The 12,114-nt window shown below is 47.1% G+C and carries 12 protein-coding genes; 3 read left to right on the top strand and 9 right to left on the bottom strand.

Going from position 1 to position 12,114, the window contains the following annotated elements:
- The first annotated feature begins 152 nt into the window (after window positions 1-152).
- On the top strand, window positions 153-674 hold the full coding sequence (locus NGM44_RS08220; protein WP_253223195.1) for a DUF4442 domain-containing protein: 522 nt from the start codon (window positions 153-155) through the stop codon (window positions 672-674).
- A gap of 136 nt (window positions 675-810) precedes the next feature.
- Here NGM44_RS08220 and NGM44_RS08215 read toward each other — a convergent pair whose 3' ends face one another.
- Both NGM44_RS08215 and NGM44_RS08210 read right to left on the bottom strand, forming a co-directional pair.
- Window positions 811-1,437 (bottom strand): hypothetical protein, encoded by a 627-nt coding sequence (locus NGM44_RS08215; RefSeq protein WP_253223194.1) that lies wholly within the window; start codon window positions 1,435-1,437, stop codon window positions 811-813.
- Between the two features lie 11 nt (window positions 1,438-1,448).
- Window positions 1,449-1,766 carry a YhbY family RNA-binding protein gene (locus tag NGM44_RS08210; RefSeq protein ID WP_253223193.1) on the bottom strand — a complete coding sequence of 106 codons (318 nt, stop codon included), beginning with the start codon at window positions 1,764-1,766 and terminating at the stop codon, window positions 1,449-1,451.
- A gap of 142 nt (window positions 1,767-1,908) precedes the next feature.
- On the opposite strand from NGM44_RS08210, the gene NGM44_RS08205 reads away from it, so the two are divergent.
- Together NGM44_RS08205 and ftsH are read left to right on the top strand one after the other, a co-directional pair.
- A complete protein-coding gene (locus NGM44_RS08205; protein ID WP_253223192.1) occupies window positions 1,909-2,541 on the top strand; it encodes an RlmE family RNA methyltransferase in 633 nt (210 codons plus the stop codon).
- A 165-nt stretch (window positions 2,542-2,706) separates the two neighbouring features.
- Window positions 2,707-4,602 (top strand): ATP-dependent zinc metalloprotease FtsH, encoded by a 1,896-nt coding sequence (gene ftsH, locus NGM44_RS08200; protein WP_253224659.1) that lies wholly within the window; start codon window positions 2,707-2,709, stop codon window positions 4,600-4,602.
- Between the two features lie 72 nt (window positions 4,603-4,674).
- On the opposite strand, the gene NGM44_RS08195 is transcribed toward ftsH, so the two are convergent.
- The 7 genes from NGM44_RS08195 to trpB all read right to left on the bottom strand — a co-directional run bounded on the left by NGM44_RS08195 (window position 4,675) and on the right by trpB (window position 12,110).
- The gene (locus NGM44_RS08195) at window positions 4,675-5,469 is read right to left on the bottom strand and encodes a crotonase/enoyl-CoA hydratase family protein (RefSeq protein WP_253223191.1); all 795 of its coding nucleotides are present in this window, start codon (window positions 5,467-5,469) and stop codon (window positions 4,675-4,677) included.
- Window positions 5,470-5,601: 132 nt separating this feature from the next.
- Complete coding sequence (locus NGM44_RS08190) at window positions 5,602-6,105, bottom strand: DUF2726 domain-containing protein (protein WP_253223190.1); 504 nt, start codon at window positions 6,103-6,105, stop codon at window positions 5,602-5,604.
- A gap of 65 nt (window positions 6,106-6,170) precedes the next feature.
- Window positions 6,171-7,355, bottom strand: a complete 1,185-nt coding sequence (locus tag NGM44_RS08185) for a LysM peptidoglycan-binding domain-containing protein (RefSeq protein ID WP_253223189.1) — start codon at window positions 7,353-7,355, stop codon at window positions 6,171-6,173.
- 177 nt (window positions 7,356-7,532) lie between these two features.
- Window positions 7,533-8,849 (bottom strand): bifunctional tetrahydrofolate synthase/dihydrofolate synthase, encoded by a 1,317-nt coding sequence (gene folC / locus NGM44_RS08180; protein WP_253223188.1) that lies wholly within the window; start codon window positions 8,847-8,849, stop codon window positions 7,533-7,535.
- Between the two features lie 99 nt (window positions 8,850-8,948).
- Window positions 8,949-9,833, bottom strand: a complete 885-nt coding sequence (accD, locus tag NGM44_RS08175) for an acetyl-CoA carboxylase, carboxyltransferase subunit beta (RefSeq protein WP_078318106.1) — start codon at window positions 9,831-9,833, stop codon at window positions 8,949-8,951.
- Window positions 9,834-10,012: 179 nt separating this feature from the next.
- Window positions 10,013-10,843 carry a tryptophan synthase subunit alpha gene (trpA, locus tag NGM44_RS08170; RefSeq protein WP_253223187.1) on the bottom strand — a complete coding sequence of 277 codons (831 nt, stop codon included), beginning with the start codon at window positions 10,841-10,843 and terminating at the stop codon, window positions 10,013-10,015.
- Between the two features lie 52 nt (window positions 10,844-10,895).
- On the bottom strand, window positions 10,896-12,110 hold the full coding sequence (gene trpB, locus NGM44_RS08165; RefSeq protein ID WP_253223186.1) for a tryptophan synthase subunit beta: 1,215 nt from the start codon (window positions 12,108-12,110) through the stop codon (window positions 10,896-10,898).
- Window positions 12,111-12,114: the final 4 nt, after the last annotated feature.

Here is a 12,114-nt window from a genome sequence, read left to right as displayed (position 1 = left end):
CAAAATATCATCACAAAAGATGCATTATTTTAGCACAAATTTGATCAACTCAGGCATCAACAAAAGATGCATTTATCCTGCACAAAAATTAAACAGCTTTATTTCATCTACAAAATATGGCACAATACTGCGATGATTTTGAGGATTGATACATGGCTCTAACGACCGCCAAAAACAAACTCGGCAAGCTGATCAAACAAGGCAAAAAAGCCACTTATCCACAACTTGTGCCGCATATCATCAAAAGCAAGCTGAATACTTTTGCACCGTTTCTGGGTGCAGGCATTCGCCTTGAGATGGTGGATCTGGACAATGGCTTATGCGTGGTGGGACTGCCGATGACACGGCTGAATAAGAGCCTGACTGGTACGCAGTTTGGTGCCAGTATGCATATGATGACCGACCCATTTATCTGCACCATGCTGACGCACAAGCTAGGCAAGGACTATCAGGTCTGGGATATCTCATCAGCCATCGAGTATCTGAGCACTACCGATGATAAGGTCACCGCCCGTATCAAAATCAGCACAGATGAAGTGCTTGAGATTCTTGAGCTTGCCAAATCAGGTGATACCATCTGCCGTGTTTATCACATCGACATCACCGACAGCCATCAAAAAATCATCGCTAAGGTGCGCAAAACCATCGGCATTAAGCGATTAGAAAAAGCTTAATTTCGCTTGTTTCATGTCCAAGCCAAGATGGGAAAATAGGCAAAAATAAGATGGGCAAATTACACCTGTTTAACACCAAAAAAACCGCTCATGCCTTAGGGTTGCACAAGCGGTTTTTGGTGGCTTAGCCATCACTTTATAAGCTTTGCCATACATCACTGGCATGAAAATCAGGGGGCGCAGCGTGCTGATATGCATAATAAATCGGCACAGCTTGACCATCAATCACAGGGTATAAAATCACCGTTGGATTAATCTTTAGCCGCGATACATCCATGCTTGTGCTGATTTTTGTCACTTCAAAGCCAAAGCAGTAATTCATTTCATCTTGATAAACAAAGCTTTGTACATCATACCCATGATTTGCCACAGGCGGCATGACATTGGGTGTACGATAGCCATCAAACTGATAACTATTAAACTGACCTGCACTATTGGCATTGATTTCTAAATAAGCTGGCGTATCAGCATGACCGATAAAGCATTCAAAGCAGTCTTTTTCCCACAAAAAATCCGCTCGGTGCATGGTCAGTTGCTTGGCAGACTCACTGTCTAGCACTGCTGCGAACATATCTTTGGTGTGATTGGTTTTTGCCACCACAAAGCTTGCCTGCACCGCACCATTGACTACCGAAACATAGGCTGTGATGTTAGGCAGTGAGATTTTCTTATCCCAAACAAAATCGCCATCAGTGACAGCGATTAGGGGAAATGCTTGCACCGCACCAATCGCACGGTGTGTAAATAATGCCTGATGTGACATCAATACATCCATCAAAAACCAAAGCGGCTAAGATTCGATAGCTTTGGATTTGGCTCAGGATTGGCGCGCAGCAGTAGCACCATGCGTCCGATATGGTGGATGACTTCTGACTCAGTGGCTTCGGCGATGGCATTGGCGCACTCTTTGCGTTCATCGGCTGAGCCTGCTGGGATTTTGATTTTGATGAGTTCGTGGTCGTGTAAGGCACGAGCCACTTCTTCGATTAGGGTTGGTGTTAGGCCGTTTGCGCCGACGATGACGATTGGGCTAAGCTGATGGCCGATGCCACGCAGGGCCTTGATGTCTTGAAGTTTTGCTTTTTTGCTCATGAAAGTTCCAAATTTGCCGTATATTAAGGTGGCAGTGAGAAATAATTACGCTATTATAGCAGAATTTCACCAAATTTGCTGTCAATAATGGTAAACTAATTGATTGGTATTGATTTGATAAATTGTAGGTAATTCACCCCCAATGGCAACACGCATTAAAAACAAAAAACTCTCCAAATCCAGTCGCAGTTGGATGAAAGAGCATTTGGATGATTTTTATGTCCAAAAAGCATGGAAAGAAGGCTATCGTGCTCGTGCCGCCTATAAACTGCTTGAGATTAACGAAAAAACCAATCTCATCAAAAAAGGCATGACCGTCGTCGATCTCGGCTCTGCACCGGGTAGTTGGTCGCAGGTGGCAGGCCAGCTTGTTGGCGATAACGGCGTACTGATTGCATCGGATATCTTGCCGATGGATACGCTTGAGAATGTCACCTTTATCCAAGGTGATTTTCGTGAAGAAGCGGTGTTCAACCAAATCATGGATGAAGTCGGTGGTCGCAAGGTCGATGTGGTGCTGTCTGATATGGCACCAAACACATCGGGCATGGCAGCAGTTGATCAGCCACGCATGATGTATCTGTGCGAGCTGGCGGTGGATTTTGCCCTAAAGGTGCTACCTGAAGGTGGTGCGCTCATCATGAAAGTCTTCCAAGGTGAAGGTTCTCAAGAATTGCGTGCCACTATGCAAAAGCAATTTAGCAAAATCAAAAGCATCAAGCCTGCTGCATCACGCCCCCGCTCAAAAGAGATGTTTTGGGTGGCGATTAAATAAACTAATGACAGTCTTTGGCTTGAAAAACTGGTCAATTATCTACATATAGGACAAAATAGACACAACGCTTCGCATCAACGACGCAGTTGGATACCAGGTTTGAAACCAAATACCCAAACGCTGATGCAAAGCATACTTTAGTGGGATGAGAAAAGTTTGAACGATATGGTAAAGAATACCTTATTATGGCTTGTCATCATTGGCATCGTGGTTGCAATTTTTAGCAATCTGGATAATGGCAATGCTGATGCTGACACCATGAATTATTCGGCATTTGTGACAGAAGTATCACAAGGCAAAATCAAAGATGTGAAGATTAACGGTGAAGAAATCACTGGCACCAAGGTCGATGGCAAAGAATTTGAGACCATTCGACCTGATGTGACAGATGATCAGCTGATGCCACTACTGCGTGAACACAAAGTCGAAGTCGAAGGCACTGCCCCTGAGCGTCAAGGCGTGGGTATGCAATTACTCATGGCGGCATTTCCTATCCTGCTGATCGTTGGTCTGTTTTGGCTATTCATGCGTGGCATGGGTGGCGGTGCAGGCGGTGGCGGCATGGGTGGTCGTAACCCGATGAGCTTTGGTAAATCAAAAGCCAAAATGCTGTCTGAAGACCAAATCAAAGTCACCTTTGATGATGTTGCTGGCGTCGAAGAATCCAAGCAAGAAGTTGCTGAGATTGTCGATTTTCTAAAAGATCCAAGTAAATTCACTAAGCTTGGTGCGACCATTCCACGTGGCGTACTGATGGTTGGCCCACCAGGTACCGGTAAGACATTGCTTGCCAAAGCCATCGCTGGTGAAGCTAAAGTGCCATTTTTCTCCATCTCTGGCTCAGATTTTGTTGAGATGTTCGTTGGTGTCGGTGCATCGCGTGTCCGTGATATGTTTGATCAAGCCAAGAAAAACGCACCATGCATTATCTTTATTGATGAGATTGATGCTGTCGGTCGTCATCGTGGCAGCGGCATGGGTGGCGGTCATGATGAGCGTGAGCAGACGCTGAACCAACTTTTGGTTGAGATGGACGGCTTTGAAGGCAATGACGGCGTTATCGTCATCGCAGCGACCAACCGTGTCGATGTACTGGATAAAGCTTTGCTCCGTCCCGGTCGCTTTGACCGTCAAGTCTCTGTTGGCTTACCTGACATCAAAGGCCGTGAGCAGATTTTGAATGTTCATCTGAAAAAATTACCATCTACCATCGGTGTCGATGTCAATGCCCTAGCTCGTGGTACGCCTGGATTTAGCGGTGCACAACTTGCCAACTTAGTGAATGAAGCTGCGCTATTTGCCGCTCGTCGCAATAAGCCAAGCGTCGATATGAACGACTTTGAAGACGCCAAAGACAAGCTATACATGGGCCCTGAACGCAAATCAATGGTATTGCGGGAAGAAGAGCGTCGTGCCACCGCTTATCATGAAGCTGGTCATGCACTTGTCGCTGAGCTGCTACCAGGTACTGACCCTGTGCATAAGGTCACCATCATGCCGCGCGGTTGGGCATTGGGTGTGACTTGGCAGCTGCCTGAGCAGGACATGGTCAGCAACTACAAAGACAAGATGCTGAACGAAATCTCTATTCTATTTGGCGGTCGTATCGCTGAAGAGATTTTCGTCGATCGCAAATCTACTGGTGCATCTAATGACTTCGAGCGCGCAACTAAGATGGCTCGTGCGATGGTCACTCGCTATGGTATGTCAGATGCAATGGGCGTGATGGTCTATGAAGCTGAAGAGCATGGCGGCTATTTCGGTGGTAGCACGCGCACCATCTCAGAAGCCACACAGCAAAAAGTCGATGATGAAATTCGCAATATCCTAGAGGCACAATACGATGTCGCTTATAAATTGATTGACGAAAATCACGACAAGATGCACGCCATGGTCGATGCCTTGATGAAATGGGAAACCATCGATCGTGAGCAATTCTTACAAATCATGGCAGGCGAAGAGCCGCGTGAGCCAAAAGAATATCAGCATGAAGTACCGGGTGTGACAACCACACCAACCGCCCCTGCTGATGACGAATTGCCACCACCGTTGCCTGCATAAAATATAGCACTATCAAGGACAATTGCCCAAGTATTCAACTTGGGCAATTTTTATTTTAGGTAAATCAGTAACTTACCCAAACTGCCGTCTGACAAAAGCTACCGAGCTGTCTTTGGCTTTTTTGATGGCAAGCTTGCGGTTGTGTCCAAGCATTAGGCGGATTTGCCACAGTTTTTCTTGATACAGTGTCAGATAATTGATGGGCGAGCGTGCATTGATAATTCGCTTGGCAGCCAGTACTGCATCAGGCGAGCGACTGCCGATATCGGCAATCAGCTGATTTGCTCTTGCCATAGGCTCATCATCGATGATGGTCACCAGCCCATCATCAAACGCTGCCTTGGCATCGACAATCTCAGCAGTCATCGCAAGCTTGGCAAGTTTATCCTTGGCAATCATGCCCGCTGTATGCGTGATGCCCATATCCGCCACCAAACCCCATTTAGCTTCAAGCACCGAGAACCTAGCATCAGGATGTGCAATACGCATATCCGCACCCAGTGCCAACTGTAGCCCACCACCAACACAAACACCCTTAATGACGGCAATCACAGGCATCGGCAGACTTTGCCAAATCAAACACACCTGTTGAAATTTGCTTGGTGTAGGCTTAATCAGCTGATACGATGCCTTGAGCAGATTCTTGGAGTTGTTCAAATCCGCCAAATCTAGCCCAGAACAAAAATCCGTCCCACTGCCAGTAATCACCACTGCTTTGAGCGATTTATTCCTTTTTAGCGTTTTGGCAAGATGAATCAGCTCATCCATCATCACAAAACTTAGGGCGTTTTTCTTCTCGGGGCGATTGAGCGTGATGGTCATGACATCTTGAGTGATGGATGTTGTGATGGTTTGATAAGCCGTCATTGCATATTCCTTTAATCTAAATTATCAATTTACCAATTTTTTATTGACAATAATTATCTCATTGATCACTTAGTATGCCAAGCCACGCCTTCACAGCCAAGTCAAAAATCAGACCATACAGTCATCATACGCCTAGCGATACGCACGTAAGACCTCAAGCACTTCTTGGCGAATCATCTGTGACGATGGCATTTTTTCGGCATGAAAGCGAATGATGGGAATACCTGCACTGGCAAGGGCTTTGTCTTTTTTGGCGTCTTGTTTTTGGCGCGCTTTGCTCTCATGCGTCCAATCGTCAAGCTCAATGGCGGCAAGCACCGTTTGCAAATCTTCATCGATAAGCACAAAATCCACACTCTGACGACAGATACGATTGAACCAAAACTGCCGCTCATCTGCCACTTCTTCGATCGGCTCAATCATGCGTGATAGCTGCACTTGCCCAAACAGATGAAATTCCGGCAATGCTGCTGATAATTTTTTATAAAATAATACTTCACTGTCAGTCATCAAAGGCATCGGCTCAAATGGCCATACAGGCATATCGTCGCCTTTGATTTTCTTAACTTTTGGGCGACACAGCCATAAGACAGCCAGTACCGCTAGTACCGCTAATCCAATTTGCCAATTACTCATAACTCACTCTCAAAAATAACAAAAAAGCACGGCAAACCACCGTGCTTTTGCAAATAAACTTAGTATTATTGTACTTGATGGATAAATGCACCATTTGAATTAACACGGCTATCGCCGTTAATCTTATTACGCAATGCCTTAGCACCTTCGGCAGTCTTTTCGTTGCCGACGACGACACGCACACCTTTAGTGGTATTGGTCGTGGTGACTTTATAGCCAGCCGCCTTGTACTGCTTGACCACTGCATCCACTTTTGCCTTGTCAGGGCTGATGGCGACTTGCACCGTGTAGCGTCCAGACATTTCAGGGTTTTGGGTGTTTTTTGATGCGGATTTGGCGTCGGTTTTCTTAGTGTCTGCTTTCTTGATATCGGCTTTTTTATCGTCTTTTTTCTCAGACTTAGTATCGGCTTTATTCGTGTTTGAACTTTGGGTTTGCTTTGGTGTTTTACCACCTGCAGGAATGGTCAGCTTGCGACCTTCGCGCAGCATATCACCTTGACCCATATTATTGGCAGCTGCCAATGCTTGCACAGACACGCCATGGCGGTTGGCGATACCCAATAGCGTCTCGCCTGCTTGCACTTGGTACTGACCGCCTTTGGCAGCGGTTTTGGCTTGCTCTGCTTTCTTGGCTTCAGCTTTTTTAGCATCTTCAGCGCGCTTGGCTTGAGCTTTTTTCTCTTCTTCTGCTTTTTTTAGCTCTTCGGCTTTTTTGGCGTCAGCAGCTTTTTTGGTATCGGTGGTGGTATCAGGTTTATTTTGGGCAGCTTTTTTGGCAGCTTCTTCAGCTTTCTTAGCTTCTTCGGCAGCTTTTTTGGCTTCTTCAGCTTGGCGTGCTGCTTCGATGGCTTCTGGGCGCGTCTGTACTGCGGGCACAGCAATCAGCTCACTTTGAGATGCTGATGTGCCGCTTACCGCCACTTGTGTGGTTGTGCCATTGATCTCGGCATTGGCTTTATCGATGGCATTTTTGCGCGCAAGCTCTTGTTCAGCCAACAGCTGTTCGGTGTGCTTTTGCAATTGCAAGGCGTGTGCTTCACGCTCTTTTTGCTTTTGGGCAAGTAGCTTTTCTTCGGTAGCGACATCAGCGGTGAGTGGCTGCACCACAGGCTTGGCAACTTCAGTTTTGGCGGTTTGTGCGCTGTTTTCTTGACTGCTCGCCTGCTGGTCATTATTTGCCAAAGCATAAAAAACCACGCTGCCGCCAAGCACCAAAGATAAGCCCAATAACACCTGTTTTGAAATCATTCGCTACTCCACAAAAGCTGCCATTGACGAATTTTTCGCCATCGAAATAACCCATTAAAATAAACCTTTTACGCCCAATTGTCAATGCCAAGCGTGCGTGAAAATACACAGTGATGCTAAATCACTACAATCTTTTACAAATCACCCTATATTATTCGGTATATCTTAATTCACCCATCAATACGGCTTACCCAAAAGCGCGATCAACGCTTCGCCAATCGTATGAAATGAGCCAAACGCTACAATCAGATCTTGCGGGTGGCTGGCGTCAATTGCCCCAAAAGTCGCCTTATCTAGATTCTCATACACCACCATGTCAATATCAGGCACACACGCCTGCATGATGCCTGTCAGCGTATCAATATCCATCGCTCGCTCATGGCTGATGGCTGCCGTATGCCAACTTGCAGATGGCAATGCGTCACCAACCATCGCTAGATGGATGTGCTTGAGCACTGCCGATACATCCTTATCCCCAAGCATCGAGAATAAGAAATACAGCTTGGCATCAGGGTGCTTAACAAGATGCCTCTGCCACGCGATCGTCAGCTGTTTTAATAAAAACTTAATGCCATCTTCATTGTGGGCAACATCAAAAATCCACTGGCGATCATTAATCACCCTACGGTCGAATCGCCCTGCCAATTGTACAGATTCTAGCCCTGCTTTTATCGCATTCATCTCGATAGATAAGCCACTTGCCTGCACCGCTGCCACGGCATTGACGGCATTTTGCAGGGATAATTTTGGCAAGGGTAGGTTTGCCGTTAGACTTGCCGATGACCAAATCCAGCCATCATCTTTGGCAAGATAGGCATAATCTTTGCCAAGCTGATATACCTTGGCATGATGCGTGGCAGCTGCTTCATACACACTATTTGGCAAGCTATCACTGCCCAAAATCACAGGAATACCCTCACGGATAATACCGGCTTTTTCGGCACCGATTTTTTCGATATCATCACCCAGCCAATCCACATGATCAATGCCAATATTGGTAATCACCGCCACATCAGGATCGATGATATTGACCACATCCAATCGTCCGCCTAGCCCAATCTCAAGCACCCAAACATCACAGTCCGCCTGCTTGAACAGCCAAAACGCCGCCAAAGTTGTCATCTCAAAAAACGACAATGACAAGCCCTCAGCCAGACGAGCCGACTCCACCGCTTCAAATGCCAAAATCAGCGCCTCATCACTCGCCTCAATGCCATCAATCCGCACTCGCTCTGTGAACGACACCAAATGCGGTGATTGATACAAGGCGGTCTTTAGCCCTGCGCTTTGGCAGATGGCGGCGATGGTCGCTGTGGTTGAGCCTTTGCCGTTAGTGCCTGCGACAGTAAAGATCGTTGGCTTCTTTTTTAAATCTGCCTTTAACACACCCAATCGCTTGGCAACTGGCAATACCCGCTCAAGCCCCATATCGATGGCGGATACATGGATACTGCCCATATAGGTGAGCCATTGGCTAAGATTTTTTGTACTCATGTGAATTTTTCCAAAAATTTTGGCATATTGTAAACTTATCCTCGCCCAAACACAACAAAACACCCAAAACCATCGGTCTTGGGTGTTGTATTGCTAAGCTTATGCAGCGGCTTTGGATAATTTTGCCAAAATGCGATGCGTGGTATCAATCAGCTGATGACGGTGCACCACCATATCCACCGTGCCTTTTTCGAGCAAAAATTCAGCACGCTGGAACGGCTCATCAAGCACTTCACGCACCGTCTGTTCGATCACTCGCTTACCTGCAAAGCCAATCATCGCCTTAGGCTCAGCGATATGGACATCACCAAGCATGGCAAGACTTGCTGTCACCCCGCCATAGACTGGATTAGTTAGGATTACCACATAAGGCACGCCAGCCAATCTTAGACGCTCAATCGCAGCACTGGTGCGCGCCATCTGCATGAGCGATAATAAGCCCTCTTGCATACGCGCACCACCTGATGCAGCAAAACAGACCAGTGGCTTACGCTCTGCCAAGGCTTTTTCGGCAGCTTGGACAAATCGATCACCCACCACTGAGCCCATCGAACCACCCATAAAGCGAAAATCAAACGCACAAGCAATGACATCCAGATTCTTAAGCTTACCTGCCATCACCACTAAGCCCTCAGACTCACCTGTCTTGGTCTGCGCTTCTTTCATACGCTCAGGATAAGGCTTGGAATCGACGAAGTTTAGCGGGTTGCCTGCAGTGAACTCTTGACCCAGCTCAGCATCCACACTATCAAAGAACCACTCCAAACGCTTACGAGCCGTCATGGTCAGATGATGATCGCACTCAGGGCAGACATATTGATTCAAAATCAGTGCTGTATTAGTGGTCAGAGAATGGCACTCAGGGCACTCAGTCGATGGCTCAGTCTCTACCGCTGTCAAAGTCGGTACAGTGGTTTGTTTGATACCAGGGACAGCGCGCTTTAGCCAGATGGTTGGCTCGGTGGCAGTTTCGCTTTGGCTCATGTGATTTTCCTTTTTACTATAGTGTCAAATTGGGCGTACCCAATGATTGTCATATAGTTTACACTTGTAAATCGATTTTGGCAAAGTGATTTTGCAAAAGATGGTAAATTTTTGGGTAAATTTGCAAAAATCACACAATCAGCCATCTTTTGATAGCTCAGACAAGCTGAATAAATCGATTACACTTCTGCCAGTGCCGATTTTAGCTCATCCATCTTGGCAAGTAGCTGATCAATGGCGGCGGCAACTGCTTGCTCATCGGATGCATCGATTTTGGCAAAGTTTTTAACAAGCTCACTGCCGACAATCACCCCATCCGCCACCGCACCCAACGCCTTGGCAGATGCGCCATCACGAATACCAAAGCCGACACACACAGGGATGTCAGTTTCGGCTTTGATTTTTTGGACTTGTTCAGAGACCGCTGCCACATCCAGACTTGCTGAGCCTGTGACGCCTTTTAGCGAGACATAATAGATAAATCCGCTACAGTCCTCGATCACTTTGGCACGGCGAGCCGCTTCGGTGGTCGGTGACAGCAGGAAAATTTGATTCATTGGATTATCAGTGCGTGCGGTGAGTTTCTTTGGAAAATCGCCTGCTTCTTTTGGTGGCAGATCCACCATCAAAATCGCATCCACACCAGCATCAGCACATAGATCGCTAAAGGCATCATAGCCAATGATTTCAACAGGGTTTAGATAGCCCATCACAAGCACAGGTGTGGTGGTGTTGGTCTTGCGAAATTCTCGCACCATCTCGATGGCATCACGGGTGCTTGTGCCTGCTGCCAAGGCGCGCTCAGCCGCGTGAGCAATCACAGGACCATCTGCCATCGGATCGCTAAATGGCAAACCAACTTCGATAATATCCGCCCCATGTGCTACAAGCTTGTGCATCAAATCCACCGTCACCAGAGGGTGTGGATCACCTGCCATGATATAGGGAATTAGGGCTTTTTTATTTTGGGCTTTGAGATTCTCAAAGGTTGTTTCGATACGGGTTTTCATTATTATTCCAATCTAATCTATGTTATCCAAACTATATTAATCGTAAAGCCGATCAATCCACATTAATCCCATCTACTTTCATCACTGTGTGCAGATCTTTATCGCCACGGCCTGACATATTGACGATGATGGACTGATCAGGACGCATCGTTGCAGCCAGCTTCATGCCGTATGCCACTGCGTGCGAGCTTTCGAGCGCTGGGATGATACCTTCTTTGCGGGTGACTTCACGAAATGCGTGCAGGGCTTCTTCATCGGTTGCACCAACATAGTTCACACGGTTCATGTCCTTTAAAAAACTATGCTCAGGGCCAACACCTGGATAATCCAGCCCTGCTGAGATCGAGTGCGTGCCTAGGATTTGTCCTTCGTCATCACACATCAGATAGGTACGATTGCCATGCAGCACACCGATGCGACCTGCTTGTAGCGGTGCGGCATGATGCGGTGTATCGATACCTAGTCCATTGGCTTCGACACCATACATCGCCACTTCAGTATCATTTAAGAAATCATAAAATAGACCAATGGCATTACTACCGCCACCGACGCACGCCACGAGTGCATCAGGCAGTTTGCCTGTTTTTTCTAGATGCTGGACACGAGCTTCGCGGCCGATGATCGCCTGAAAATCACGCACCAACAGCGGATACGGATGCGGCCCTGCTACTGTGCCGATGATATAATAGGTGCTATCAACATTGGCGACCCAGTCACGCATCGCTTCATTCATCGCATCTTTGAGCGTGCGAGAGCCACTGGTCACAGGCACAACCGTTGCACCCAAAAGACGCATCCGATAGACATTCATCTTTTGGCGTTCGACATCATCAGCACCCATATAGACGATACATTCAAGCCCCAATCGTGCCGCAATCGTCGCCGTCGCCACGCCATGCTGACCTGCACCAGTCTCGGCGATGATGCGTTTTTTGCCACTCATTTTGGCAAGTAGTGCTTGACCGATGGTGTTATTTACTTTGTGCGCACCTGTGTGGTTCAAATCTTCACGCTTAAAATAAATCTGCGCCCCACCAATCTCATCCGACAGACGGCGAGCATGATACAGCGGTGTCGGACGACCCACATAATCGGTCAAATCCGCCATAAACTGCGCCCAAAATTCAGGATTGGCTTTGGCTTGATGATACAAGACTTCCAGCTCTTCCAAAGCTTTCATCAAGGTCTCAGACACAAAACGGCCACCATGCACACCAAAATGCCCATCAGCATCAGGATAGTTATTATAATTCACTACATCTGTCATTACA

The sequence above is a fragment of the Moraxella sp. FZFQ2102 genome (assembly GCF_024137865.1).
In the GTDB taxonomy this organism is placed as follows: domain Bacteria; phylum Pseudomonadota; class Gammaproteobacteria; order Pseudomonadales; family Moraxellaceae; genus Moraxella.
Note: the sequence above shows the minus strand (reverse complement) of the source record. Positions and strands in the feature narration are given on the sequence as shown.